This is a genomic window from Streptomyces sp. LS1784 (assembly GCF_020103755.1).
In the GTDB taxonomy this organism is placed as follows: domain Bacteria; phylum Actinomycetota; class Actinomycetes; order Streptomycetales; family Streptomycetaceae; genus Kitasatospora.
Genome location: NZ_JAHSQD010000031.1, coordinates 1 through 26,188 on the forward strand (window position 1 = coordinate 1; position 26,188 = coordinate 26,188).

25 protein-coding genes are annotated in these 26,188 nt (G+C 72.4%); 18 read left to right on the top strand and 7 right to left on the bottom strand.

Annotated elements, in window-relative coordinates; all coding sequences use genetic code 11:
* Window positions 1–2,183, bottom strand: a 2,183-nt coding sequence (locus KS423_RS06640) for a transglycosylase domain-containing protein (protein ID WP_263454556.1), incomplete at its 3' end; no start/stop codon positions are given.
* A gap of 222 nt (window positions 2,184–2,405) precedes the next feature.
* On the opposite strand from KS423_RS06640, the gene KS423_RS06645 reads away from it, so the two are divergent.
* The 13 genes from KS423_RS06645 (at window position 2,406) to KS423_RS06705 (ending at window position 15,184) form a co-directional block, all read left to right on the top strand.
* A complete protein-coding gene (locus KS423_RS06645; RefSeq protein WP_224276026.1) occupies window positions 2,406–3,203 on the top strand; it encodes an ABC-2 family transporter protein in 798 nt (265 codons plus the stop codon).
* A gap of 37 nt (window positions 3,204–3,240) precedes the next feature.
* Window positions 3,241–4,053, top strand: coding sequence for an ABC-2 family transporter protein (locus KS423_RS06650; RefSeq protein WP_224276111.1), 813 nt, complete (start codon window positions 3,241–3,243; stop codon window positions 4,051–4,053).
* Between the two features lie 26 nt (window positions 4,054–4,079).
* Window positions 4,080–5,042 (top strand): ATP-binding cassette domain-containing protein, encoded by a 963-nt coding sequence (locus KS423_RS06655; RefSeq protein WP_224276028.1) that lies wholly within the window; start codon window positions 4,080–4,082, stop codon window positions 5,040–5,042.
* A gap of 236 nt (window positions 5,043–5,278) precedes the next feature.
* A complete protein-coding gene (locus KS423_RS06660; RefSeq protein ID WP_224276030.1) occupies window positions 5,279–6,505 on the top strand; it encodes a glycosyltransferase family 2 protein in 1,227 nt (408 codons plus the stop codon).
* Between the two features lie 2 nt (window positions 6,506–6,507).
* Window positions 6,508–7,803, top strand: a complete 1,296-nt coding sequence (locus KS423_RS06665; RefSeq protein WP_224276113.1) for a nucleotide sugar dehydrogenase — start codon at window positions 6,508–6,510, stop codon at window positions 7,801–7,803.
* 154 nt (window positions 7,804–7,957) lie between these two features.
* Window positions 7,958–9,253 carry a DUF445 domain-containing protein gene (locus tag KS423_RS06670; protein ID WP_224276032.1) on the top strand — a complete coding sequence of 432 codons (1,296 nt, stop codon included), beginning with the start codon at window positions 7,958–7,960 and terminating at the stop codon, window positions 9,251–9,253.
* A gap of 143 nt (window positions 9,254–9,396) precedes the next feature.
* A complete protein-coding gene (locus KS423_RS06675) occupies window positions 9,397–10,437 on the top strand; it encodes an adenosine deaminase (RefSeq protein ID WP_374119910.1) in 1,041 nt (346 codons plus the stop codon).
* Window positions 10,438–10,599: 162 nt separating this feature from the next.
* Window positions 10,600–11,160, top strand: a complete 561-nt coding sequence (locus tag KS423_RS06680; RefSeq protein ID WP_224276036.1) for a toxin-antitoxin system HicB family antitoxin — start codon at window positions 10,600–10,602, stop codon at window positions 11,158–11,160.
* 128 nt (window positions 11,161–11,288) lie between these two features.
* Entirely contained in the window at window positions 11,289–12,128 is an 840-nt protein-coding gene (locus tag KS423_RS06685; protein WP_224276038.1) for a DUF4097 family beta strand repeat-containing protein, read from the top strand.
* Window positions 12,128–13,072 carry an ATP-binding cassette domain-containing protein gene (locus KS423_RS06690; protein ID WP_224276040.1) on the top strand — a complete coding sequence of 315 codons (945 nt, stop codon included), beginning with the start codon at window positions 12,128–12,130 and terminating at the stop codon, window positions 13,070–13,072. Before KS423_RS06685 ends, KS423_RS06690 begins: the two co-directional genes overlap by 1 nt.
* Window positions 13,069–13,848: an ABC transporter permease gene (locus KS423_RS06695; protein ID WP_224276042.1), complete on the top strand. Its 780-nt coding sequence runs from the start codon at window positions 13,069–13,071 to the stop codon at window positions 13,846–13,848. The genes KS423_RS06690 and KS423_RS06695 overlap by 4 nt, the downstream gene beginning before the upstream one ends.
* 116 nt (window positions 13,849–13,964) lie before the next feature.
* Complete coding sequence (locus tag KS423_RS06700; RefSeq protein ID WP_224276044.1) at window positions 13,965–14,549, top strand: hypothetical protein; 585 nt, start codon at window positions 13,965–13,967, stop codon at window positions 14,547–14,549.
* Between the two features lie 98 nt (window positions 14,550–14,647).
* A complete protein-coding gene (locus KS423_RS06705; protein ID WP_224276046.1) occupies window positions 14,648–15,184 on the top strand; it encodes a hypothetical protein in 537 nt (178 codons plus the stop codon).
* A 63-nt stretch (window positions 15,185–15,247) separates the two neighbouring features.
* Here the strand turns inward: KS423_RS06705 and KS423_RS06710 are convergent, their stop codons facing one another.
* The 3 genes from KS423_RS06710 to KS423_RS06720 all read right to left on the bottom strand — a co-directional run bounded on the left by KS423_RS06710 (window position 15,248) and on the right by KS423_RS06720 (window position 16,952).
* Complete coding sequence (locus tag KS423_RS06710; protein WP_224276048.1) at window positions 15,248–15,676, bottom strand: hypothetical protein; 429 nt, start codon at window positions 15,674–15,676, stop codon at window positions 15,248–15,250.
* 169 nt (window positions 15,677–15,845) lie between these two features.
* Window positions 15,846–16,274 (bottom strand): YjdF family protein, encoded by a 429-nt coding sequence (locus KS423_RS06715; RefSeq protein WP_224276050.1) that lies wholly within the window; start codon window positions 16,272–16,274, stop codon window positions 15,846–15,848.
* Between the two features lie 234 nt (window positions 16,275–16,508).
* On the bottom strand, window positions 16,509–16,952 hold the full coding sequence (locus KS423_RS06720) for a nuclear transport factor 2 family protein (protein ID WP_224276052.1): 444 nt from the start codon (window positions 16,950–16,952) through the stop codon (window positions 16,509–16,511).
* A gap of 100 nt (window positions 16,953–17,052) precedes the next feature.
* Here KS423_RS06720 and KS423_RS06725 point away from each other — a divergent pair, with 100 nt between their 5' ends.
* The 4 genes from KS423_RS06725 to KS423_RS06740 all read left to right on the top strand — a co-directional run bounded on the left by KS423_RS06725 (window position 17,053) and on the right by KS423_RS06740 (window position 21,954).
* Window positions 17,053–17,688 carry a TetR/AcrR family transcriptional regulator gene (locus KS423_RS06725; RefSeq protein WP_224276054.1) on the top strand — a complete coding sequence of 212 codons (636 nt, stop codon included), beginning with the start codon at window positions 17,053–17,055 and terminating at the stop codon, window positions 17,686–17,688.
* A 116-nt stretch (window positions 17,689–17,804) separates the two neighbouring features.
* Window positions 17,805–18,605: an ABC transporter ATP-binding protein gene (locus tag KS423_RS06730; RefSeq protein ID WP_224276056.1), complete on the top strand. Its 801-nt coding sequence runs from the start codon at window positions 17,805–17,807 to the stop codon at window positions 18,603–18,605.
* Window positions 18,602–21,202: an ABC transporter permease gene (locus tag KS423_RS06735; protein ID WP_224276057.1), complete on the top strand. Its 2,601-nt coding sequence runs from the start codon at window positions 18,602–18,604 to the stop codon at window positions 21,200–21,202. The genes KS423_RS06730 and KS423_RS06735 overlap by 4 nt, the downstream gene beginning before the upstream one ends.
* Before the next feature lie 446 nt (window positions 21,203–21,648).
* Window positions 21,649–21,954: a hypothetical protein gene (locus KS423_RS06740; protein ID WP_224276059.1), complete on the top strand. Its 306-nt coding sequence runs from the start codon at window positions 21,649–21,651 to the stop codon at window positions 21,952–21,954.
* 549 nt (window positions 21,955–22,503) lie between these two features.
* On the opposite strand, the gene KS423_RS06745 is transcribed toward KS423_RS06740, so the two are convergent.
* Window positions 22,504–22,710: a hypothetical protein gene (locus KS423_RS06745; RefSeq protein WP_224276061.1), complete on the bottom strand. Its 207-nt coding sequence runs from the start codon at window positions 22,708–22,710 to the stop codon at window positions 22,504–22,506.
* A gap of 349 nt (window positions 22,711–23,059) precedes the next feature.
* Here KS423_RS06745 and KS423_RS06750 point away from each other — a divergent pair, with 349 nt between their 5' ends.
* The gene (locus tag KS423_RS06750; RefSeq protein WP_224276063.1) at window positions 23,060–24,145 is read left to right on the top strand and encodes a HEAT repeat domain-containing protein; all 1,086 of its coding nucleotides are present in this window, start codon (window positions 23,060–23,062) and stop codon (window positions 24,143–24,145) included.
* A 208-nt stretch (window positions 24,146–24,353) separates the two neighbouring features.
* On the opposite strand, the gene KS423_RS06755 is transcribed toward KS423_RS06750, so the two are convergent.
* Together KS423_RS06755 and KS423_RS06760 are read right to left on the bottom strand one after the other, a co-directional pair.
* Complete coding sequence (locus KS423_RS06755; RefSeq protein WP_224276065.1) at window positions 24,354–25,943, bottom strand: immunity 49 family protein; 1,590 nt, start codon at window positions 25,941–25,943, stop codon at window positions 24,354–24,356.
* A 56-nt stretch (window positions 25,944–25,999) separates the two neighbouring features.
* Window positions 26,000–26,185, bottom strand: a complete 186-nt coding sequence (locus KS423_RS06760) for a DUF397 domain-containing protein (RefSeq protein ID WP_224276067.1) — start codon at window positions 26,183–26,185, stop codon at window positions 26,000–26,002.
* Window positions 26,186–26,188 lie beyond the last annotated feature (3 nt).

Below are 26,188 nucleotides of genomic sequence, written 5' to 3' on the forward strand. Positions count from 1 at the left end.
GGGCTGGGGGCGGTCGGGCCGGGGGCGGGTTGTCCGGTGGTGGCGGGGGCGCTGGGCGCGTGGCCGGGGGGAGTGCCGGGGGCCGGGTCGGTGGTGGTGGGTGCGCCGCCGGGGGTGGTGGTGGCGCTGGGGGTGGTGCTGACGGGGGCGGTGGGCCAGGGGGTGGCGTCGGGGGCGCCGTGGCCGGCCTGGAGGTCGAAGTCCTGGGTGGGGGCGCCGTTGAGGGCGGCGGTCATGTAGGCGGTCCAGATCCGGGTGGGGAAGGTGCCGCCGTTGATCCGGGTGAGGCCGGCGGTGCCGGCCAGCGGTTCCTTGGCGTGGGTCTTCGGGTGCTCTCGGAACAGGCCGACGGTGGTGGCGAGTTCGGGGGTGTAGCCGGCGAACCAGGCGGAGAGGTTGGAGTCGGTGGTGCCGGTCTTGCCGGCGGCCGGGCGGCCCAGGTCGAGGGCGGCGGCGCCGGTGCCGCGCGGGCTGATGACGTCGCGCAGCACGTCGGTGACGGAGTCGGCGATCTCCCGGTCGAGTGCCTGGGTGGGGTTGTGCTCGGGCATTGTGGGGACGTCGACGGCGCCGCCGGGATTGACGCGTTCGAGTTTGAGGACGGACCAGGGGGCGTGCGCCTGGCCGTGGTCGGCGAGGGTGGCGTAGGCGCCGGCCAGGTCGAGGGCGCTGGGGGTGGCGGTGCCGAGGGTCATCGAGGTGTTGGCCGGGTCCATGCCGCGGACGCTGTCGGGGATGCCGAGTTTGACGGCGGTCTCGCGGACGCGGGCGAGTCCGGCGTCCACGCCCTCCTGCGCGTACACGGAGTTGACGGACTTCACCATGGCGTAGCGCAGGGTGATGTTGCCGTAGTCGATGTCGTCCTCGTTGGGCGGGGCGTACGGGGTGGGGCCGCCGGTGACGGGGCGTTCGCTGGTGCCGTCGTAGCGGGATTCGGTGGTGATCGGGCGGCCGTCGAGGGAGTGTTGGGCGACCAGGCCGGCGGCGAGGTCGATCGGTTTGAAGGTGGAGCCGATCTGGTTGTCCTGGCGGAGCGCGTCGTTGTAGGGCTGCTTGGCGTAGTCGGGGCCGCCGTAGACGGCGACGACCCGGCCGGTGGCGGGTTCGACGGAGGCGCCGGCGACCCGGACGTCGGTGTCGGTGTCGGGGCGGGCCTGGGGGTCGAGTTCGCCGGTGAGCTGGTCCTGGACGGCCTTGACGAAGGCGTCCTGCCGGGGCTGGTCGAAGGTGGTGGTGATGCGCCAGCCGCCGGCCTTGAGGGTGGCGGCGTCGAGGGTGCCGGAGGAGATGAGGTAGTCGTCGGCGACGCCGACCAGGTAGCCGGCCTGGCCGGCGAGGCCGGTGGCGGGCTGGGGGTCGATCGGGTCGGGGAAGGTGGTGGCGGCGCGGTCGGCGGGGGTGAGGAAGCCGAGTTGGACCATGCCGTCGAGGGCGTAGTTCCAGCGGGCGACGGCCTTTTCGTGGTTGGCGGGGGTGGCGGTCTTGACGTCGTAGAGGCTGGGGGCCTGCAGCAGGGAGGCGAGGTAGGCGCCCTGGCCGAGGGTGAGTCGGGAGACGTCGACGCCGTAGTAGGCGTGGGCGGCGCTCTGGATGCCGTAGGCGCCGCGGCCGAAGTAGCTGCTGTTGAGGTAGCCGGCGAGGATCTCGCGCTTGTCGCGCTGCTGGTCGACCTTGAGGGCGATGAGCAGTTCGCGGCCCTTGCGCTCGATGGTCCGGTCCTGGGTGAGGTAGTAGTTCTTGACGTACTGCTGGGTGATGGTGGAGCCACCCTGCATGCCTCTGCCGAGCAGGGTGTTCCAGCCGGCCCGGAGCATGCCCTTCAGGTCGATGCCGCGGTTCTGGTAGAAGGAGCGGTCCTCGGCGGAGACGACGGCCTGCTGGGTCTGGAGCGGGATCTGGTCGATGGTGACGTCGGTGCGGTTGACGGCGCCGGTGCGGGCGATCTCGGTGGTGCCGTCGGCGTAGAGGTAGATGTTGTTCTGGGCGACGGCGTGGGCGTTGGGGTCGGGCACCGGGACGATGACGTAGAGCACGGCGAAGGCGCCGACGGCGAGCAGGAACAGTGCGGTGAGGACGCCGAAGGTGACCCGCCAGGTGGGCAGGAGCCGTCGCCAGAGCGGGAGGGCGCGGCGGGCCTCGCGGCGGGCGGCCCGTTTGGCCTGGCGTCGGGTGCTCAAGGTCATGCCGCGATTATCTGCTATTTGACGTCGGATCAGGACGGGAAAATCGGGTGCGGGTGGTGCGGGCCGGAGGTACGGTGAAAGGTGCAAACCACATAGCGCGCCCACTTTTGCAGCTCCGCCCGCCTGGCCCGGCACCCCCGGGGTACGGCCGGTCGGAGCCGCTGGGGCGTGCGCGGATGTCGAGGGCGTATCTCTGCCCATATTTGTCGACAAGGAGACAATATGCTCTACGCCGCCGTTGCCCGCGGCGCCTTCCGCCGCTACTCCACCTACCGGGCCGCCACCGTGGCCGGCACCTTCACCAACACCGTCTTCGGCATCATCCTGGCCTACACCTTCCTCGCCCTCTGGCAGGCCCGCCCCGGCCTCGGCGGCTACGACCAGAGCCAGGCCGTCACGTACATCTGGGTCAGCCAGAGCCTGCTGGTCACCGTCGCGGTCTGGGGCGGCGGCTTCCAGGACGACCTCCAGGACCGCTTCCGCAGCGGTGACATCGCCGTCGACCTCTACCGCCCGGTCGACTTCCAGGGCTGGTGGCTGGCCTCCGACCTCGGCCGGGCCGGCTTCCAGGCGCTGGTGCGCGGCACCGTGCCGATGCTGATCGGCGCCCTGGTGTTCCGCATCCGGCTGCCCGAACACCCGTTGACCTGGGCGTTCTTCCTGCTCTCGGTGCTGCTGGCGGTGGTCGTCAGCTTCGGGCTGCGCTTCCTGGTCTCGATCACCGGCTTCTGGCTGCACGACTCGGAGGGGGTGCGCTCGGTGATGCTGGTGGTCTCGATGTTCTTCTCCGGGATGCTGCTGCCGGTCGCACTGTTCCCCGGTTGGCTCGGCGAGCTCGGCCGGGCGCTGCCCTGGTCGGCGCTGGTGAACGTCCCCACCGACGTCTTCCTGGAGCGGACGGCCGGCACCGCCGTGCTCGGGGCGCTCGGCTTCCAGCTCGGCTGGGCGGCGGCGCTGCTCGCCGCCGGGCGCGGCGCCCAGTGGCTGGCCACCCGCAGGGTGGTGGTGCAGGGTGGCTGAGCAGCTCGTGCGGGAGCCCTTCGTACGGGAGCCCTTCATGCCCCGCGCCGCCTGGGCGCTGCGCTCCTGGTGGCTCTGCGCCCGGATGTGGATGCGCTCGATGATGGCTTACCGGGCCTCCTTCGCGCTGAACCTGGTGGCGAGCGTGGTCATCCACGCCCTCGACTTCGTGGTGCTGGTGATCATGTTCCTGCACACCGACCGGCTCGGCGGCTGGAGCCTGCCGGAGATCGCCTTCCTGTACGCCACCGCCACCTTCTCGCTCGGTGTCGCCAACCTGCTGGTCGGCTCGGCCGACGGGCTCGGCGCGCGGATCGTCAGCGGCTCGCTGGACACCATGCTGATCCGGCCCGCGCCCGCGCTCTCCCAGCTGTGCGCGGAGCGCTTCTCGCTGCGCCGGCTCGGCCGCCCGCTCCAGGCCGTCGCGGTGCTGGTCTGGTCGCTGGCCGCCCTGGACGTGCACTGGACCTGGGACCGGGTGCTGCTGGTGCCCGTCCTGCTGGTCTGCGGCACCGTCATCTTCGGCGCCATCTTCATCGGCGGTGCCACCGTGCAGTTCTGGTGGGGCGAGTCCAAGGAGATCCAGAACTCCTTCACCTACGGCGGCGCGACGCTGCTGCACTACCCGCCGACGATCTTCGCCAAGGAGCTGGTCGCCGGGGTGGTCTTCGGCGTCCCGCTGGCCTTCGTCAACTGGCTGCCCGCGCTGCGCATCCTCGACCGGCCCGACCCGCTCGGCCTGCCCGCCGCCTTCCAGTTCGCCTCGCCGGTCGCCGCCGCGGTCTGCGTCCTCGCCGCCGGGCTCGCCTGGCGCGCCGGGCTGCGCGCCTACCGCGGTACCGGCAGCTGAACCCCCGACCCCCTGAAGGAGCTTCCATGGCACTGATCGAACTCCAGGACGTCCACCGCAGCTTCACCGTACGGACCCGCACCGGCCGGTTCAGCCGGGCCAAACGCGAGGTCCGCGCGGTGGACGGACTCAGCTTCACCGTCGACGCCGGCGAGTGCGTCGGCTACATCGGGCCCAACGGGGCCGGCAAGTCCACCACCATCAAGATGCTCACCGGCATCCTCGTCCCCAGCTCCGGACGGCTGCGGGTGGCCGGCGTCGACCCGGCCCGCGAACGCGTCGCGCTGGCCCGCCGGATCGGCGTCGTCTTCGGCCAGCGCACCACCCTCTGGTGGGACCTGCCGTTGCGCGACTCCTTCGAACTCGCCCGCCGGATCTACCGCATCCCCGAAGCCCGGTACCGCGAGAACCTCGGCCGCTGCGTCGAACTGCTCGACCTCGGCGGCCTGCTGGACACCCCGGTGCGCCAGCTCTCGCTCGGCCAGCGGATGCGCGGCGACCTCGCGGCGGCGCTGCTGCACGACCCCCAGGTGCTCTACCTGGACGAGCCGACCATCGGCCTGGACGTGGTCAGCAAGGGCAAGGTGCGCGAGTTCCTGCGCGAGGTCAACCGGGACCGGGGCACCACCGTGCTGCTCACCACCCACGACCTGACCGACATCGAGCAGCTCTGCGACCGGGTGATGGTGATCGACCACGGCCGGGTGGTGTACGACGGCGGGCTGGAGGGCCTGCACACCACCGGCCGCAGCGAGCGGACGCTGGTGGTGGACCTCGCGCAGGAGCTCGCCCACCCGGTCGAGGTGCCCGGGGCCCGGGTCACCAGGGTCGAGGGACCGCGCCAGTGGCTGGCCTTCCCGGCCGAGGAGAGCGCCGCGCCGATCGTGGCGGCGGTCGCCGCGCGCTACCCGCTGGTGGACCTGTCGGTGCGCGAGCCGGCCATCGAGGACGTGATCGCCCGGATGTACGCGGAGGTCGCGATCGGCTGACGGACCGGGGAGGTGACGTCCGGGGCGACGCCGACCTTCCGGCCGCGGAGGTGGTCGCTGTAGGCGATCACGTGCTCCCCCTGTCCCCGCTCTCCCGGCTGTCGCGTGTCCGTGCGGTGGCCGGGAAGGTGTTTCGTTCCCCGTCGCCGGTGCGGGTGATGATCGTTACCCCGGGACCTCACTGTGAGTTGGCCTGTCATCACTCAACGAGACCGGAACCGGAGGCCCGCCGTCCGATGGCCGTACCCGACGTGACCGTGGTGGTCGCTGTCTACAACACCATGCCGTACCTCACCGCCTGCCTGGACTCGCTGGTCGGGCAGTCGCTGGCGCCGGGACGGTTGGAGGTGGTGGCCGTGGACGACGGCTCCACGGACGGCGGCGGGGAGCTGCTGGACGAGTACGCCGCCCGCCACCCCGGGCTGTTCACGGTGGTGCACCAGCCCAACTCGGGCGGCCCGGCGGCCCCGGCCAACCGGGGCCTGGAGCTGGCCCGCGGCCGCTACGTGCTGTTCCTGGGCGCGGACGACTGGCTCGGCGAGGAGGCGCTGGAGCGGCTGGTCGCGGCCGCCGACGCCTGGGGCTCGGACGTGGTGGTGCCCAAGCAGGTCGGGGTGAACGGGCGGCTGGTGCCGCAGGGGCTCTTCCACGCCGACGCCGAGTCCGTGGGCTTCGCCGACTCCGCGCTGGCCTGGGCGCTGGCCGACACCAAACTGTTCCGGCTCGACCTGGTCCGGCGCCACGGGCTGCGCCGCGACGAGGGGTTGAAGGTCTTCTCGGACCAGCCGTTCACCCTGGAGGCCTGCCTGCGCGCGGCCAGGGTGTCCGTCCTCTCCTCCTACGACTGCTGCTTCCTGGTGCTGCGCGAGGACCGGAGCAACGTCACCGAGCGGGCCGGGGCGCTCGACCGGCTGCGCGGGATCGCCGCGCTCCAGCAGGTGGCCGCAGAACTCGCCCGGCCGGGCGAGGAGTTGGACGCCATCAGGGCGCGCGGCTTCGCCTGGGACGTGCCGCGCCTGCTACAGGAGGGCTTCCTGCTGCTGTCGAAGGACGTGCAGGAGCGGGTGTGCGTCGAGGTCGCCCGGCTGGTCGAGCGGTTCGGCGCCCGCGAGGTGTACCACCGGCTGCCGGTCGCCGAGCGGGTGCGGATCGAACTCGCCTGCGCGGTACGGCCGGAGGCGCTGCGCGACCAGATCCGCTACGAGGCGGCGCACGGCGATCCACCGGTGGTGGCGGACGGGCGGCGCCAGTACGCGGGCTACCCGGCGTTCCGGGACGCCCGGCTCGGCCTGCCGGACGAGCTGTTCCTGCTGCGCGAGGAGGCGGCCGAGGCGGCCGCCCCGCCGCTCAGCCTCGCCCGGCAGCTGTGGCGCGGGCTCGTCCCGGAGCAGCTGCGGCGCGGGCTGCGGCGCCACCCGGCGTGGCGCCGGCTGGCCGACTCGGTGAACGGAGGACGGGGATGAGCCTGGACGTCTGCGTGGTCGGGCTGGGCAGGCCGGGCCTGCCGCTGGCGGTGCAGTTCGCGCTGAAGGGCCACCGGGTGACCGGCGCGGACACCGCGCCCGACGTGGTGGACGGCGTCAACCGGGGCGTGCCGCCGTTCCCCCGGGAGGCGGGCCTGGACCAGGCGCTCAAGCGGGTCGTCGCCGAGGGCCGGCTGCTGGCCACCACCGACACCACGGCCGCGGCGGCCCGGGCCGAGGCGGTGGTGCTGGTCGTCCCGCTGGTCACCGCCACCGACGGCAGCCCGGACTTCGCCCTGCTCGACGCGGCCACCGACGCCGTCGCGGCCGGACTGCGCCGGGGCACCCTGGTCAGCTACGAGACCACCCTGCCGGTCGGCACCACCAGGGAGCGCTGGGCGCCCCGGCTGGCGGCCGGGTCGGGGCTCGTGGCCGGGGCGGACTTCCCGCTGGTGTTCAGCCCGGAGCGGGTCCGCACCGGACGGGTCTTCGCCGACCTGCGGCGCTACCCCAAGCTGGTCGGCGGCCTGGACGAGGCCTCCACCGGGCGTGGCGCCGAGTTCTACCGGGCGGTGCTGGACTTCGACCCGCGCCCGGACCTGCCCCGGCCCAACGGCGTCTGGGAGCTGGCCTCGGCGGAGGCGGCCGAGTTCAGCAAGCTCGCCGAGACCACGTACCGGGACGTCAACATCGCGCTGGCCAACCAGTTCGCCCGGTACGCGGACGAGGTCGGGGTGGACTTCGCGGAGATCGCCGACGCCTGCAACTCGCAGCCGTACAGCCACCTGCACCGGCCGGGCATCGCGGTCGGCGGGCACCGCATCCCGGTGTACCCGCGGCTCTACCTGTGGAACGACCCGGGCGCGACGGTGGTCCGGGCGGCGCGCGAGGCCAACCTGGCCGTGCCGGGGTACGCGGTGGGCGTGCTGGCGGGGGCGGTGCCGGGCGGGATCGCCGGGCAGGGCGTGCTGGTGCTCGGTGCGTCGTACCGGGGCGGGGTCAAGGAGACGGCGTACTCCGGGGTGTTCCCGCTGGTCGAGGCGGTGCGGTCGGCGGGCGCGCGGCCGTACGTCAGCGACCCGCTGTACGAGGCGGAGGAGTTGGCGGCGCTCGGGCTGCCGCCGTACGGCGGGGAGCCGGTGGTGGCGGCGGTGCTGCAGGCGGACCACCCGGAGTACCGGGACCTGACACCGGTGGACCTGCCGGGGGTGCGGGTGCTGCTGGACGGGCGGCGGTGCACGGACCCGAAGCGCTGGGCGGGCACGGAGGTGCGGCGGATGGTGCTGGGCGGGGCGTGAAGCCCTCCCCGTCCGGGGCGTGAGCGGGCCGGACGGGGTGGTGAGCGGGCCGGCGGGGTGTGAAGGCTGTCCCAGCCGGCGCGTGACGCCTGCCTGGGGCGCGTGATCGCGAGGCACGCCCCCGTCCACTCCGGGCAGCAGGCAGACTGGCGGGGTGAGTGACGATGCCTTCAGCGGGACCGGCCTCGGGGTCCGGTTCACCGCGGCCGACGAGCAGAAGAGACGCGGCGTCCGCCGGATGAAGACCATCGCGACCGGCCTGCTGGCCTTCGCGACCCTGGTCTTCGCCCTCTCCACCTGGGCCGGGGCGGCCGGTGCCGGCCCCTGGGCGGGGTACGTGGCGGCCGCCGCCGAGGCGGGCATGGTCGGCGCGCTGGCCGACTGGTTCGCGGTGACGGCGCTGTTCCGCCGTCCGTTCGGCCTGCCGATCCCGCACACCGCGATCATCCCGACCAAGAAGGACGCCTTCGGCCGCTCGCTCGGCGAGTTCGTCGGCGAGAACTTCCTCTCCGGCCACGTGGTCCGGGGCCGCCTGGCGGCGCTCGGCATCGGCCGCCGGCTGGGGGAGTGGCTGGCCGCGCCGGGCAGCGCCGAGCGGGTCACCAAGGAGGCCTCGGCGGCGCTGCGCGGCCTGCTCGCGGTGCTCCGCGACGACGACGTGCGGGCGGTGGTCGCCGAGGCGGTGACCAGGCGGGCCGCCGCCACCTCGGTGGCCGAGCCGATGGGCCGGATGCTGGGCAAGGTGGTCGCGGACGGCGGGCACCGCGGGGTGGTGGACCTCGTCGCGGTCCGGGCGCACGGATGGCTGACCACCAACCACGAGGACGTGGTCCGGAAGGTCACCCAGAAGACCCCGGGCTGGACGCCCCGGTTCATCGACCACCAGGTCGGCGAGCGGGTCTACAAGGAGCTGCTGCGCTTCGTCACCGAGATCCGGGACGACCCCGACCACCCGGCGCGCGGCGCGATCGACAACTTCCTCGCCGACTTCGCGACCGAGCTGCAGACCGACCCGGAGACCATCGCCCGGGTCGAGCGGGCCAAGGGCGAGCTGCTGGCCCGCCCCGAGGTGCAGGACCTGATCGACTCCACCTGGGCGGCCGTGCGCGCCCTGGTGATGAGTGCGGCCGAGGACGAGGACAGCGAACTGCGCCGGCGCATCCGCGACGGCGTGCGCCGCTTCGGCGAGCGCCTGGCCACCGACCCCAAGCTCCAGGCCAAGGTGGACGGCTGGCTCCAGGACGCCGCCCAGTACCTGGTCGACACCTACCGCGCCGAGATCACCTCGCTGATCTCCGAGACGGTGGCGAGCTGGGACGCCGACGACGCCTCGCGCAAGATCGAGGCCAACGTCGGCCGCGACCTCCAGTTCATCCGGATCAACGGCACCGTGGTCGGCGCCCTGGCCGGGCTGCTGATCCACACGGTGGCGGTCGCGCTCGGGGGCTGATCCCCCGGAGGCGATCCCCCGGCGGGCGATCCCGGGTACGGCCTATCCTTGCCAGCAACTGTCTTCGGTACGCGCGTAGAAGGAAGAAGGGAACCACCGTGGTCCAGCCGGACGGAAGTCGGATCGGCCCCAGTGTCAGTCGGATCGAGCCCGCAGACCGGAGCATCGAGGCGTTCATCGCCGGGATGCCCAAGGCGGAGCTGCACGTCCACCACGTCGGCTCGGCCTCGCCGCGCGTGGTCGCCGAACTGGCCGCCCGGCACGCCGGGAACTCCAAGGTGCCGGCCGACCCGGCGGCACTCGCCGAGTACTTCACCTTCACCGACTTCGCGCACTTCATCGAGGTCTACCTGAGCGTCGTGGACCTCGTCCGGGACGCCGAGGACGTCCGCGCGCTCACCTACGGTGTGGCCGAGGACATGGCCCGGCAGAACATCCGGTACGCCGAGCTGACCATCACCCCGTACTCCTCGGTCCGCCGGGGCATCCCCGAGGTCGCCTTCATGGAGGCGATCGAGGACGCCCGGCTGCGCGCCGAGAAGGAGCTCGGAGTGGTGCTGCGCTGGTGCTTCGACATCCCGGGCGAGGCCGGGCTGGAGTCGGCCGAGGTGACCGCCCGGCTGGCCACCGAGCTGGCCCCCGAGGGGCTGGTCAGCTTCGGTCTGGGCGGCCCGGAGATCGGTGTGCCGCGCCCGCAGTTCAAGCCGTACTTCGACCGGGCCCGGGCGGCCGGCCTGCGCAGCGTCCCGCACGCGGGCGAGACCACCGGGCCGGAGACGGTCTGGGACGCGATCCGGGTGCTCGGTGCCGAGCGCATCGGGCACGGCACCCAGGCGGTGAAGGACCCGGCGCTGCTCGACTACCTGGGCGAGCACCGCGTCCCGCTGGAGGTCTGCCCGACCTCCAACATCGCGACGCGGGCCGTGGAGCGGATCGAGGACCACCCGATCAAGCGGATGGTGGACGCCGGGCTGCTGGTGACGGTCAACAGCGACGACCCGCCGATGTTCGGCACCGACCTCAACACCGAGTACGCGGTGGCGGCGCGGCTGCTGGGCCTGGACGAGGCGGGGGTGGCGGGGCTGGCCCGCAACGCCGTCGAGGCCTCCTTCCTGGACCAGGCGGGCAAGACCCGGCTGGCGGGGGAGATAGACGCCTACCTGGCGGGCTGGCAGCAGCTGTAGTCCCCGATGTCGCAGTACTGACGTTTCCCCTGGTGAACCGCCCCGTCGACCCCGGTCGGCGGGGCGGTTCCGTCGTTGGCGCCAGACCCGTTCCGGCGGTGGTGCCAAAGTGGTGCCACAAATGCCTCGACATGGCGCCATCGCCGTGCCAAGCTATCGGCCATGGACCTCACGCCGTACGTGGAAAACCTCCGGAACGAGCTCGCGGTGGCCGCCGCCACCGGCGGCGACGAAGCCCGCGCGCTGGCCGAGCGGCTGACGCTCCCGCTGGAGTCGGCCGTGCGGCTCACCCTGCTCAACGCGCTCTCGGCCGCCATGGGCGAAGTCACCCGCGACCTCGCCCCCGGCTCGGTGGACGTGCGCCTGCGCGGACTCGATCCGGAGTTCGTGGTCACGGCGCCGCCCGGATCGGACGCCTTCCACGGCGATGTGGTGCCGCAGGCGCCGCCGGTGGTGCCACTCGCGCCGCCGGTGGCGCCACCGATGGCGCCGGAGTCGGACGAGACGGGCACCGCCCGGATCAACCTGCGCCTGCCCGCCCACCTCAAGGCCCGGGCGGAGGAGGCTGCCGCCGAGGCCGGCCTCTCGCTCAACGCCTGGCTGGTCCGCGCCCTGGCCGGGGCCCTGGAGGGCGGTGAACCGGCCCGCCGCCCGGTCGCCGACCCGGGCAGCCGGGTTCCGCGCAGCGTCGGCGGCCAGGGCTTCACCGGCTGGGTCCACTAGTACCTCCGCAGCACCCGCAGCATCCGTACGACCTCCGCACCACCTCCCGCACCACCTTCTGCACCTTCGACGTCACCCCCGCTCCGACCAGCGGGAACACCACCACGAGTCAAGAGGACGGGACAGCCATGCCTACGTACGAGACCGACGGACCGATCTCCGCCATCCTCGAGTTCGACATCGGCTCGGTCTGGATCAAGGCGAGCAAGCGCACCGACGCCGTGGTCGAGGTCCGGCCGGCCAACCCGGCCAAGGAGGCGGACGTCAAGGCCGCCGAGCAGACCCAGGTCGACTTCTCCGGTGGCCGGCTCGGCATCAAGGCCCCCAAGCAGCGCTCCGTCTTCACCAGCAAGAAGGGCGCGATCGAGGTCCTGGTCGAGCTGCCGGTCGGCTCCGAGGTCCACAGCGAGTCCCCGATGGCCGAGTTCGTCACCGAGGGGCCGCTCGGCGCCTGCCGGCTGAAGACCTCGCTCGGCCGGATCCAGGTCGAGCACGCCGACAGCGTGCGGCTCGACAGCGGCTTCGGCGACATCCGGCTCGGAGGGACGGCCTGGGACGCCGAGGTGTCCGGCGCCGGCCGGATCGAGATCGGCTCCGTCGGGGGCCGGCTGACGGTCAAGAACAGCAACGGCGACACCGAGATCGACGAGGTGCGCGGCGAGCTGCACGCCAACGCCTCCAACGGCCGGATCCACATCGGCCTCGCCGAGGGGAACGTGGACGCCAAGTCGGCGCACGGCCACATCCGGGTCGGCCGGGTGGTCCGCGGTCAGGTCACCCTCCAGACCAGCGTGGGGGACGTGGAGGTCGGCATCGCGGAGGGCACCGCGGCCTGGCTCGACGTGCACAGCAAGGTCGGCGGCGTCCGCAACGACCTCGGCCCCACCCAGGGCCCGGGCGACGCCGTGGAGACGGTCGAGGTCCGCGGCCGCACCCAGGTCGGCAACGTCGTCGTCCGGAGGGCGTGATGGCGGCGAACGCGGTGGTCCCGGCGATCTCGGCGACCGCACTCACCAAGTCCTACGGGGACAAGGCGGTCCTGAACGGCGTCGACCTGGAGATCCCGGCGGGCAGCGTGTTCGCTCTGCTCGGGCCCAACGGCGCCGGCAAGACCACCACGGTGCAGATCCTCTCCACCCTGATCCCCGCCGACGGCGGCTCGGCCCGGGTGGCCGGGCACGACGTGGAACGCGAGGCCGACGCGGTGCGGAAGGCGATCGGGGTGACGGGCCAGTTCTCGGCGGTGGACAACCTGCTCACCGCCGAGGAGAACCTGATGCTGATGGCCGACCTCAACCACCTCCGCCGTCGGGAGGGGCGGAGGCGGGCGGAGGAGCTGCTGCGGCGCTTCGATCTCACCGAGGCCTCCCGCAAGGCCGTCACCACCTTCTCCGGTGGCATGCGGCGCAAGCTCGACCTCGCGATGACGCTGGTCGGCGACCCGAAGGTGATCTTCCTGGACGAGCCGACCACCGGGCTGGACCCGCGCAGCCGGCGCACCATGTGGGAGATCATCCGGGGCCTGGTCGCCGACCACGGGGTGACGATCTTCCTCACCACCCAGTACCTGGAGGAGGCCGACCAGCTCGCCGACCGGATCGCCGTCCTGGACGGCGGCCGGATCGTCGCCGAGGGCACGGCCGAGGAGTTGAAGCGGTTCGCCCCCGGCGGGCGGATCCGGCTCCAGTTCGCGGACGCCGCCCGACTGGCCACCGCCGCCGCACTGTTCGAGTACGCCACGGCCGACGCCGAGGCGCTGAGGCTGGAGATCCCGGGGGACAACTCCGTCCTCACCGTGAAGGCCGTGCTGGACACGCTCGACAACGCGTCCGTGCAGGCCGAGTCGTTGGTCGTGGAGACGGCGGACCTGGACGACGTGTTCCTCCAGCTGACCGGGGAGGGGGCGCGATGAGCATGGCCACCGGTACAGCCGGCTACGCGCTCAGCGACTCGCTGACCATGCTGCGCCGCAACCTCAAGCACGCGCTGCGGTACCCGTCCCTGACCTTCGCGGTCGTGGTGATGCCGGTCATGATGCTGCTGCTGTTCAACTACGCCTACGGCAGCACGCTGGGCGCCGGAATCGGCGGCGGTCACTACATCGACTACGTCACGCCCGGCATCGTGCTGATGGCGGCCACGTCCGGGTCGTTGGTCACCGCGATCGGCATCTGCACCGACATGACCGAGGGCATCGTCAACCGCTTCCGCACGATGGCCATATCGCGCTCCGCCTTCCTGGCGGGGCACGTGGTCGGCAGCGTCATCCAGACCATGATCGGGCTGGTCCTGGTGATCGGCGCGGCCCTCGCGATGGGCTTCCGGCCGAACGCCGGGCCGGTGGAGTGGCTGGCCGCGATGGGCCTGCTGCTCTTCCTCACCATCGCCCTGACCTGGATATCGGCCGGCATCGGCCTGGTGGCCAAGACGGTCGAGAGCGCCAGCAACATGCCGATGCCGCTGCAGTTCCTGCCCTTCGTCGGCAGCGCCATCGTGCCGACCGACTCCATGCCGACGGCCATGCGCTGGTTCGCCGAGTACCAGCCCTTCACCCCCATGATCGAGACCCTGCGCGGGCTGCTGATGGGCACCGGGATCGGCACCAGTGCCTGGAGCGCCCTGGCCTGGTGCACCGTGCTGACGCTGGTCGGCTACTTCTGGTCGCGGAGCGTCTTCTACCGGCGGTGACAGGGGGCGGCCGGTGGTCCAGCGGGCCCGGGCGACGGAGCACCCGTCGTCCGGGCCGCTCGGCGTCCCCGTAGTAAAGTCCCGGCAAAGGGCAACTCCGGGGGGAGCAAATGACGGTGACGCGCCGCAGGCAGGTCGTGTGGTGGCTCCGAGGCGCAGCGCTGGCGGCCTTCCTGGTGTACCTGCCGGGCTACGTCTCCTCCCGTCAGGGCGGGCTGGTCGAGGTCGAGCGCTGGCTGAACCACCCGGTGCTGCTGCTCGGGACGGCGATCACGCTGGCCGTGGCCGCGGCGGTGGCCCAGATCGAGTTCCGCACCAGGTGGGCGCAGATCGGCTGCGCGGCCGTCCTGTCACCGCTCCTCGTCATCGGGGCGGCGATCGGGGCCCTGGCGTACGTCTTCGGCGGCGACGGCCGGCAGGTCGACCGCACGCCCGACCCGAACCGCTCCGACCACGTGCTGAGCGTCACCGACATCGCCTTCTCGATCGATCCGGTCTACCGGGTGGAGTTGCTGACCGGCAGCGGCTGGTCGGCCCGCCACTGGAGCCTCGGCACCTGGGAGGAGCACGACGGCTTCGTCAAGGCCGAGTGGTCGGGCCCGGGTCGGATTACGGTGACCTCGGAGAAGGAGATCAGAGTCTTCACCGTGGACGAGGACGGGACGCTGGGCGCGCCCTCGGTGACGCCCCGGGCCCGGTAGTGCCCGTAGCAGGGGCTGTCCGAATATCAGCAGACGACCGCACGGGGACGAGGATGACAGTGGTACGCCGCAGGTGGATCGCGTGGGGGCTCAGAGGAATGGCGCTCGCGGCGCTGCTGGCGTGCGCGGCGGGCCGGCGCGAGTCCCGTTCGGGCGGGTTGGTGGTGGTCGAGCGCTGGCTGAACCACCCGGTGCTGCTGATCGGGTCGGCGCTCGTGCTGGTCGCGGTCTCATTCTTCGTCGAGCTGGGGTTCAGCAGCGAGACGGGGCAGATCGGCTGCGGCCTCGGCCTGGCGGCGCTGGGCTTCGGCCTTCCGATCGCCGTCCTGATGTACCTGTTCGGCCCCCATGAGGGGTCGTCGCATCGGGAGGCGGCCCCGGGCCGCCCGGACCGGGTGATCACCATCACTGAGATGGGCGGCTTCGATCCGCTCTACCGGAGGGAGCTGGTGTCCGGTTCCGGATGGTCGGCCCGCCACTGGGAGCTGGACTATTCGAGGCACGGCACCGGCGTCAACTGGTCCGGTCCGGACCGGATAACGATCACCAGGGGTAAGACGCTCGCGGTTTTCGACGTCCTCCCGGACGGCAGCCTGAGCGAGCCGTGGGAAGAGCCCCTGCCTCCGAAGCCCTGAAGCCGCCCGGCTCTCCTCCGGGAGCCGGAGGGGAGCCGGGCCCTTCGCCTCAGCGGGAAGGCGTCACCAGCGGTCGATGCCCATGGTGGTGGCCGCGCTGTGGATGGCGTTGTAGTGCGGGATCGACATGTCGGACTTCTTCTGGTTGGCCGGCAGGTTCCGGTCGGCGGCGCGGAACTCGTCGCGGGCCTCGGCCAGCAGGCTGGTGCCGTGGGAGACCGGGACGTCCTTCGTCCCGTGTGCCGGGTGGGACTTGCCGGCCGTCCTGCTGCCTGCGTTGATCAGGGTGCTGCGGGCCTGGTTGTAGTCGGCGACCTTGATCGTCTTCGGGTTGCGGAGCTCCGCCCGCGCCCCGGCCGTCGACTGCGTCTGCTCGGCGGCCACGGCGGCGGGAGCGGCAGCGGCGGTGAGCGCACCCGTCACGATGACGGTCGCGAGGGCGTTCCGAAGGGTCCTGTGCGTGAGGGTGTCCTTCCGATAGGAAAGCGTCAAGGATTCGCCCCCTCATGAGCACCGGAACGGTCAGGGTGCGAACGTCTCCGCCCTACCCCGACCTCTGGCAGCGGAAAACCGGCTTCCGCTCGGGAAGTTCGCCGACGATGAGATCGGGCCTTCGGCTGATTTTGCGTCAATAGGATTGGTGCAGTGGAGAGGTGGGGGCTCACCGGCCCCGGTGCCGCTCCTTGGCCTGCCGCCGGGCGGCCGCCCGCTGTTCCAGCGCGGCTTCGGCCGCACGGCGCTTGGCGGCGGCGCGGTTGAGACGCCCGGATTCCTCGTGGGCCCGGGCCAGCGCCTCCTCGGCCGCGGTGCTCAGAGGCCGGGTCGCCAACTCCCTGGCGGCCTGCCGGGCGAGCCGCTTGGGGTTCACCGCCGACCGCTGCCGTGCCCGCCCTTCGACGGCCGCCTCCGGCGCTGCCAGCGCGGTGTCCAGCAGGCCGCCGAAGTCCCTGCGGACGAATTCCAGCAGCTCCGCGTTGCCCGGCTCGGCGCCGAAGACATGGCGCGCCGCGCGGACCCCTCGCGGGCCCGCGATCTCCAGCACCCCGACCCAGAACGGGCCTTCGAAGAACACGGTGAACGTGCTCGGCATGGTGCGTTTCCTCCCATGGTTGTCATGCCGTGTCCCGCGCGCGGTCGCGCGCCGGGAGGGAACGCACCGGACACCCTGGGAGGGAGGTTACTGACCGCCGGCCACCGCCGACGGCGCCCGGACTACCGACCGGGAACTGTGATTTCGCGCGCTCCGCAACGGATCGTACGCGCACACCCGGCCGGGCTCACGTGGTTTTCCGTCCTTTCCGCCGTCGAGGAGGCCACTGCCGCGTCACCCCTGCTGGTCCAGCGCGGCGAGCAGTTCGCCCGCGCGGCCGTCCGCCGCGGCGAAGGCGAGGTGGTCGTGGTAGTCGCGGGTCTCGACGATCAGGCCGTCCCTGGCGCGAAGCACCTGGATGTTGGCGGTGCGGAAGGTGCGGCCGGTGGCGGGGTACAGGCCCGCGTAGTCGAACTCGGCGATCACCACCTCGGGGTCGCCGGTCTCGTGGACGCGGACGTTCTCCGCGCGCAGGCGGATCGCACCGGCCGCCTCCAGGGCGGCGAAGCGCTCGCGGAGTTCCGCCCGGCCGTGGATGCGGCGCGGGGGGACCGGTGAGAAGACGATCTCCACCACGGCGTCCTCCGCGTAGAGCTCGGGGAGTTCGCTCCACTTGCCCGCCGAGATGAGGGCGATCAACTGCCCGAAGACCTCGCGCGGTGTGGCTGGTGCAGACATGGCTGACCTCCGTGATCCTGCCGCCTACAATCGGATAGGCGACTCCGTTTCCGACGATACGGATACACCACTCCGTTTGTCCAGGCATGGCGAGGATCAGGTGACGACGAATCAAACTCCTTCCACCGCAGGCGCGAAGCCCTTGCGTGCCGACGCGAGGCGCAACCGCGCACGGCTGCTGGAGGTCGCCGAGGCGGTCTTCACCGAGCAGGGCACCGGCGCGTCCACGGAGGAGATCGCCCGGGAGGCGAAGGTCGGCATCGCCACCGTGTTCCGGCACTTCCCCACCAAGGAAGCCCTGTTGGAAGCGGTGCTCGTCCGGCGACTGGAACGGCTGGTCGAGGAGGGGCGACGTCTGGCGGACGAGACCGGGCCGGCGGACGCCCTCTTCGCGTTCTTCGACCTGGTGCTGGATCAGTCGCCCGTCAAGAACGCCTTCGCCGCGGCCCTCGCGGACGCGGGAGTCGACATCCGGGCCGCCACCTCCGAGGCCGGGCGCGCGCTGCGCGAGGTGCTCGCCGCGCTCCTCGAAGGCGCCCAGCAGGCCGGTGCGGTGCGGCGGGACCTGGAGGTGCCGGAACTGACGGCGATCCTGGTGGGCACCTGCCGCATGCTGGAGCACCTGGACGGCCACCCGGAGTCCGCGAGGCGCGCCCGCGCGGTCGTCCGCGACGGGCTGAAGGCGCACACCGAGGGCCCGGAAGGGCCTTCACCGCACGGGCGTTCCCGTTCCTGACGGTGGGGTTATCCCCACCCCACGTCCGCCAGCCGCCTCCATGGTTCGCGCCACCCGCCGTTCCTAGCCTGGACCACGTCGCAGACGAACGACGATCCACAAGGGAAGGCAGCACCATGGCATCCCGCCGCCACCGCCCGGAGCACGGGCCGACCGGGCCCCACGACCCCGCCCACCCCGCGATCGAACTGCGCGCGGTGCGACGCAGCTACGGGCGCGGCGGCGAGGCGGTGCACGCGCTGCGCGGGGTCGACCTCGCGTTGGGCCACGGCAGCTTCACCGCCGTGATGGGGCCTTCCGGCTCGGGCAAGAGCACCTTCCTGCAGTGTGCGGCGGGCCTGGACAGGCCGACCTCGGGTGAGGTGTTCCTCGGCGGTGAGGAGATCACCGGGCTGAGCGAGAACCGGCTCACCGTGCTGCGGCGCAGCCGGGTCGGGTTCGTGTTCCAGTCCTTCAACCTGCTGCCCTCGCTGACCGTGCTGCAGAACGTCCTGCTGCCGCTGCGCCTCGCCGGTGAGCGTCAGGACCGCGGCCGTGCGAGGGAGTTACTGGCACAGGTGGGTCTCGCTGAGCACGCCTCGCGCCGCCCCGGCCAGTTGTCCGGCGGCCAGCAGCAGCGGGTGGCGATCGCCCGGGCGCTGATCACCCGCCCCGACGTGGTGTTCGCGGACGAGCCGACCGGCGCGCTGGACACCCGCACCGCGCACGAGGTGCTCGGCCTGCTGCGCCGTGCCGTGGACACGATGGGCGCGACGGTGGTCATGGTGACCCACGACCCGGTGGCCGCTTCCTTCGCCGACCGGGTGGTCTTCCTGGCCGACGGCGCCCTGGCGGGCGAACTGCACCACCCCGACCCGCAGTCCGTCGCCGACCGGATGGTCGCCCTGTCCACCGCCCCGGTGGGGACGACGGCATGAGCAACGGACTCGCGCGCTCCTCGGTGTGCTTCCGGCCCGCGTCCTTCGCGGGCACCTTCATCGCCCTGCTGTTCGGTGCGGCGGTCATCATGGGCTGCGGCACCCTGCTGCAGACCGGCATCACCGCGAGCGTGCCCCCGGTGCGCTACGCGAACGCGCCCGTGGTCGTCGCGGCCAATCCGGACGTCACGATCATCCGCCAGGTCTCCGACAAGGAGAAGACCGTCGAACGGCCGGTGTCCGACCGGGCCCGCGTGGACGCCGCCCTGGCCCAGCGCATCGCCGCGCAGCCCGGTGTCGCGGCGGCCCGCCCCGACACCGCCTTCCCGGTCCAGCCGGGTCCGGCCACGCCCGGCCTGACCGGGCGCGGGTACGCGGCGCTCGGTATCGCCGGCGGTACGGACGTCCTGGTCGAGGGCCGCGCCCCCGGCCCGGGCGAGGTGGTCCTGGACGCCGCCACCGCACGGGACGCCCGGCTGGCACCCGGCGCGAGCCTCACGCTGGTCGCACCCGGCGGCAGCGACACCTACCGGATCTCCGGCCTGGCCGCGCCGCAGGGCGCCGGCCCGACGGCCTGGTTCGCCGACGGCGTGGCCGGGCAGCTCTCCGGTCACCCCGGCCGGGTGGACGCCATCGCCGTCCAGCCGCGCGAGGGCGTCGACGCCAAGGAACTCGCCCGCCGGCTCCGCGAAGCCCTCCGTGACACCGCCGGCCCGCAGGCCGCCGGAGCGTCCCCCACCGGGATCAGGGTGGTCACCGGCGACGGCCGCGGCTCCGTCGAACATCCGGCGCTCGGGCAGAGCCGGACGCTGCTCATCGCGATCGGCGGCTCCTTCGGCGGCACCGCCACCATGACGGCCGTCTTCGTGGTGGTGTCCACCATCGCCCTGGCCATCGGCCAGCGGGCCCGCGAGTTCGCCCTGCTGCGCGCCGTCGGCGCGACCCCCCGTCAGATCCGCCGCACGATCGCCACGGAGGCGCTGCTGGTGGCCCCCCTCGCCGGTGCGCTCGGCCTCATCCCGGGCGTGGCGCTGGCCCGCTGGTGGTTCGACGGGCTGGTCTCGCGCGGCGCCGTCCCCGAGGGCGTCGAACTGGACGTCGGCCCGATCCCGGCGCTCGTCGCCGTGGCCACCTGCCTGCTCGCCGCACTGGCCGCCGGCTACCTCGCCGCGCACCGTCCCTCCGGCCTGCGCCCCGGCCAGGCGCTCGGCGAGGCGTCGGTGGAGGCCGGACGGGCGGGCGTGGTGCGGACCCTCCTCGGCCTGGTGGCCATCGCCGGCGGCGTCGTGCTGACCGTCGTCGCCGCCAACCTGAGCGGCGAGAACGCCGCCAACACCGCGCTCGGCGTGGTCATGTGCTTCCTGGTGGCCATCGCCCTGCTCGGCCCCTGGGTGGCCCGGATCGCCGCCGGGGTGCTCGGCCTGCCGCTGCGGGCGGGCGCGGGCGGCACCTCCGGCTCGCTGGCCGCCGACAACGCCCGGGCCAACGCCCGCCGGCTGACCTCCGCGATCACGCCCATCGCGATGGTCAGCGCCTTCTGCGGCACCATGCTGTTCATCCAGAGCACCGTCCAGCACGCCACCGGCGAGCAGGTGCGTGACGGGGTCGTCGCCGACCACGTGCTCGGCTCGACCGGCCCGGGCCTGCCCGCCGCCACCGCCGAACGGGCCGCCCAGGTGCCCGGCGTCGACGCCGCGATCGGCCTGCTGCGCACCGGAGCCGTCTACCGCTCCGACGGGAAGCTCCGCTCCGCCAACGTCCTCGGCGTGTCCGGCGACCCGGCGAAGCTGCCCCGGGTGCTCGACCTGGGCGTGCGCAGCGGCTCGCTCGCCGACCTCGCCCGGAGCACCGACACCGTCGCCCTCGACGCGACCCTCGCCGACAAGCTCGGCCTCAAGGTCGGCGACCGCGCCGCCTTCTGGCTCGGCGACGGCGCCCAGACACAGCAGACGGTCGTCGCCACGTACGAACGCGGGCTCGGCTTCGGGCAACTGATCCTGCCCCGGGCGGCCGTCGCCGCACACGCCGGCGTCGCCTATGACAGTCAGGTGCTCGTCGCGGACGCCCCCGGCGCCGACCGCGCCGACGTCGCCGCCCGGCTGGCGAAGCTCCCCGGCGACACCGCAGCCCCCGGAGAGGCCGCGGTTGGCGGGATCACGGAGACCGACCGGGCCGGGTACGTCGCGCAGACCGACCGCAAGCGCGAGTCCGGTGACTGGGCGAACTCCGTCATGGCGGGCGTCCTCGGCGGCTTCGCGGCGATCACCGCCGCCAACACGCTGGTGATGACGGTCCTGGACCGGAGCCGCGAGGTGGCGCTGCTGCGCCTCACCGGTGCCACCCGGCGGCAGGTGCGCGGCATGATGCGCTGGGAGGCGCTGCTGGTGGCCGCGGCCGGGCTGCTGCTGGGCAGTCTGATCGCCTGGATCACCCTGGTGCCGATCGCCCGGGGACTGGCCGGCGCCTCGCCGTACGTTCCGCCGGGCACCGCCCTGCCGCTGGCTGCCGGGGCCGTGGTGCTCTGCCTCGCCGCGACAGCCCTGCCGGCCCGGGCCCTGCTGAGGTCCCGTCCGCTCGCGGCGAGCGGACGGCGGTAAGGGAACGGCCGCACCGGGGCCGACCCGGATGGTGGACCCGAACGGGCGGTACGCGGCGGCGTACCGCCCGTTCGGGTCGCGCACGTCATTCGGCTTCGGCGGCCGCCCCAGCGGTAGCGGCTCCTGTCGTCGAGGTTCCGTGACGGCCCATTGACGGCGGGAATTCCGGATATGCCTCGACCAGTATCGGATTTCCGCCCCCGTTTCCCTTGGTAGATGCCTACCTGGCGGTCTTGCGACCGTATGCGAAGAAATGTCTGGTTCGTACAGGATGGCTGTCTGGTTCGGAACCATACGAAGCCGCTGACTGTCTGGAATCGAACTAGACACTTCCTGTGATTGCGTTAGATTTGGCGAAGGTCCACAGGGCGAACGTGGGCCGGGTGAAGGAGTGGGGATTTTCTCCCCCGATGCGGGGATGAATCTGCCTTAGTGGAGGGGATTTGATGTTCAAGGTACGCGCATTGACAATGGCGGCAGTCGCCGCGGGCTCCCTCGCGCTCGGCGTGGGCACCGCCGCACCGGCGTCGGCGGAAGTGAGTCACAACTGCCAACTGTGGACCGACGCCACCACGTTCGGCGCCAACTGCCTGCGCGACGACTACGCCATCGTCTTCCGGGCCAAGGCCAACTGCAAGAACGGCCAGACCGTGTACGGGGCATGGAAGGCGACTGGCGGCGGCACCTGGAGCTATGCGTACTGCAGCAGTGTGAACTCCGGGGTCGCCACGGTCGATGCCGAGTTCAAGTGAGGTAGGGGCGATTTCCCCTGAGTGGTTCGCGGCCCGGGAGGGTCGCGTCTGACTGCAAGGGGGTGGGGGCCGTCGGGATTCCTGTCGCAGGAATTCCGGCGGCCCCGCCGGCGTATAACGTAATTCGGCCCTGTGATTGAATTCGGTGAACTCGCCGGAATGCCGACCGTGCCGCCCGGTGCGCAGAGGAGCTCGGCGCCGGCGACCGTGCCGGAGCCGCTGACGACTCGCAGAGCCCTCAAGCGGATGGATCACGAGGTCGCACCGGAGTGCCAGGGGCAGGGCGTCACCCGTTTCCGGGCCGCGAATGCGGAAGGGTCCGGCGCCTGTGTAGGTGCCGGACCCTTCCGACGGTGGAGCGCCAGGCCCGGGTTGCACGGACTCTTCCTACTGAAAGTAGGACGTGCTCTGGTAGCACCGCTGACGCCTGACGAGGACTCATGTTCCTCGCGACGAAGGGAATATTAGCAGCCCAACGCCCGTGTGCCGAATCGCGGTCCGGAGGCGGCCGGGCCGGACGTCCTCGCGAAATTCGAGGGCCTCGGCGGGCTACCTGTCGAACCGCTTCTGGGACCCGGAGGACATTGCCGTCCTGGCCCGCCGGCCCACGCCCGGGGACGCCGAGCGGGTGGACATCGTGGTGGGCACGGGCGTCAGCGACGACGTGCCGAGGCCTAGGTCCAGCGTCCACTGGAGACGCTCGCTGTCCGGGGTGGCGGTCCACCAGTAGTCGAACAGGTCCTGAGGACCGGACACCGTGGGCCTCCTGGAGCGGCCGAGCCGCCGCGAATGCGGAAGGGTCCGGCACCTGTGTAGGTGCCGGACCCTTCCGGTTGTGGAGCGCCAGGCCCGGGTTGCACGGACTCTTCCTACTGAAAGTAGGACGTGCTCTGGTAGCACCGCTGACGCCTGACGAGGACTCATGTTCCTCGCGACATCAGGAATATTAGCAGCTCAACGCCCCTGCGCCGAATCGTGGTCCCGGGGCGCGGACTCACGCCCATCAGGCCTCCGCTCCCTGGCCACGAAGGCCGGGGCCGGCTGCTGAGGCGGGCGGCAGGAATCCAGTACCCCGGCACCCGGCCCTTCGGATATGAAGGCGCACATGGACAACGCGGTGGAGTTGACGGGGCGCATGATGACGGCGGCGCGAACGGCGGAGGCCTCGGAGGCGGACCAGGACTCGCACGCCTACTGGGCGCTGGTCCGGGAGGCGGCGGAGGGGGAGAGCGGGGAGACCGCGCTGCGCTGCGGCTTGGGGCTGCTGGATTCGGCCGATGTCCTGGAGCGACAGGTGGGCTGCGACCTGGTGGGAAACGCGGCCGGCGCGCACGAGTCGCTGCGGAGCGAGGCGGCGACCGCCCTGATGGCGCTGGCCGAGGCGGAGACGGAGGTCCGCGTGTTGCGTTCCCTCGTTGTCGGCCTGGGGTGGGCGCAGGACCCGCGCGCGGTTCCCGTGCTGGTACGGCTTTCCGAACACGAGGACGCCGACCTGCGGCTTCAGGTCGCCTCGGCGATCGGCTCCGCCAGCAGCGGACTGCCCGACGGGCCCGATGTGCGGGCCCTGATCCGGCTCACCGAGGACCAGGACCCCGAGGTCCGCAACTGGGCGGCCTTCACGTTGGGAGTCCAACTGGACCAGGACACGACCGCCATCAGGGACGCGCTGTGGAAGTGCACCACCGATGAGTACGGCGAGGTCCGGGAGGAGGGCGCGCGAGGGCTGGCCAGACGGCACGACCTGCGGGCCGTCCCACTGATCGCGCAGCTGCTGGGCTCCGACGACTGGTCTCACCTCCTCACCCTGGACGCAGCGGCGATCCTGGGCGTCCCCGAGCTCCTGCCGGCTCTGGACGCCTGTGAGTTCGACGCCTGCGAAACCGACCGGGCCATCGCGGCCTGCGACCCGGCGCGGCGGGCCCGGATGGAGGACGACGCCTGGAGGGTCGTCGTGGAGCTGGAGCGGCTGCGCCCCGGCATCGGCGCGGCGCTCAGCTCACCGCGCTACGAGTCGGTGCACTGTCTGCAGGTGACCCTCCCGGATGCGGTCGACGCATGCTACGACGCGGCCTCACTGCTCGCCCGCGCCGGCGGGGACCCGGTGCGGGCAGCCGAGCTGGTGGTGGCCGACCTCGCTGCTCCTGCCGGGAGCGGACCGCGGACTGACGGTCTCCCGGAGTCCTCGGGCTGAGCGTCGCCGAGGGGGCCGCCAGTGCCGCATGGGCGGGGGCGAAACGCGGAAGGGTCCGGCACCTGTGTAGGTGCCGGACCCTTCCGGTTGTGGAGCGCCAGGCCCGGGTTGCACGGACTCTTCCTACTGAAAGTAGGACGTGCTCTGGTAGCACCGCTGACGCCTGGCGAGGACTCATGTTCCTCGCGACATCAGGAATATTAGCAGCTCAGTGCCGGTGCGCCGAATCGTGGCCCCGAAGCAGTCGGGCCGGGAGGTACGGGGACTCGACGCGGACGGTCCAACCGCGGTGGCGGCGGGCGTGGCAGGCGAGGGCCAGGACGTCGAGGTTGAGCGGGGCGGTGGGCTCGGTGGCCCGGTCGGCGACGCGGTGGTGGTCGCGGTGGGCGGTCAGGGCGTCGAGGAGGGCGAGGTTGAAGCCGGCCTCGTCGCCGTCGACGAGCTGGGAGAGCAGGGCGACCGGCGCCGGGAAGAAGCCCCACTCCTGGGCGCGTGCGGCTTCGAGCCGGGCCTTCTCGACGGCGGGGCGGGCGTCGATGCCGCGGAGGTGGTCGTGCAGGGCGAGGCGGTAGGCCGCGTACACGGAACGGTCGCCGGTGGAGTGGGTGGGGCTGGCGAGGAGGAGTGGGGCGAGGTCGTCCTGGTTGCCGGTGATCAGGGCGAGGCTCACGGCGAGCTGCCAGTGGCCGGGGCCGGTGTCGTCGTCGCGGGTGGCGGGGAAGTGCACGGTCCGGCCGGCCAGGGTGACGGCGACGATGCTGCCTGGGTCGGCGAGGGCGATCCGGGAGAGCGCGGAGCCGATCTCGGAGGCCAGACGGAGGTCGGCGAGCTGGGTGTCGGTGATGTCGTCGGCGTGTGAGGCGCGGGCGCGGAACAGGCGGACCTGTTGCCCGAAGGCGTGGGCGAGGCTGGAGACGGGGTAGCCGTCGTCGGGCTCGGGGGCGATCGCCCGCCGGATGCCGCGCTCGTAGTGGGCCTCGCTGTCCGGGTGGAGGGGGAGCGGCGGGGTCGGACGATCAAGCCGGACGGGCCAGGTGAGGTCCTCGGGGAGACGTTCGGTTGTGGCGAAGCCGGTGACGAGGGAGTGGGGGAGGTAGTCGCTCTCGACGGCGGGGAGCCAGCCGTGGGCGCGGTGGGCCAGGGCGGAGAGGGCGAGCGGGAGGAGGGGGAGAAGGGTGCGGGGGCGGGTGCCGTCCGTGCGGTCGAGGAGGCCGAGGACGGCGGCGTCGAAGGCGGCGCGGTCGCGGATGGCGAGAGCGTGGAGGGCGCGAAGGGCGGGGTCGTCACCGGCGTTCGAGGGAGTGTCGATGCGGGTGAGGAAGTGGGAGAGGAGAGCAGTGGCGAGGTCGGAGGAGGAGGCGAGGGCCTGCCAGGTGAAGATGAAGGCTTCGGCGTGGCGGTCGAACGTGTCGGTGAGGACGGCGAGGCAGAAGGCGTTGACCCACCGGTGGGCGGTGAGGGGGGTGGGGGTGTCCGCGGCCTCGGGGTCGTAGCTCATCCCGATGTTGACGTAGTCGAGGAAGACGGAGAAGCGCTCGCGGGGGTAGTAGGCGGCGAAGGAGACGGCGCCGGCGGCGGCTTCGGCGGCGTTGCGCAGGAGGGCCCTGGCCTCGGGGGAGGAGAGCTCGGGGGAGGTGACGGAGAGGGCGCCGAGCTGGTCGAGGAAGGCGTCGGAGATGAGCTGCCACTCGGTGGCGGTCATCAGGCCGGCGCGGGAGTCGGAGTGGACTTGGCGACCGATGCGGTCGGAGAAGTCGTCGAGGGCTGGGGTGGCTACCTGGTGGCGCTCTATCCGCATGGGGACGATTGAAGCACCGGCCGGGGACGGGGGACCCGGCCGGTGCAGCGGGGGAGTCAGACGTCGAACTCGCCCTGGCGGATGGCGGCTACGAGGTCGCGCCATTCGTCGGGGGTGAGTTGGGCGATGGCTTCGGGCAGGAGACTGCTGCGGACGTAGACGGCGTCGGAGGTCACGGCAACCTCGGGGCAGTTATTCGAGTTGGCGCACGACGCCGGGCGTGTCCAGGCGAGAATCTTCACGAT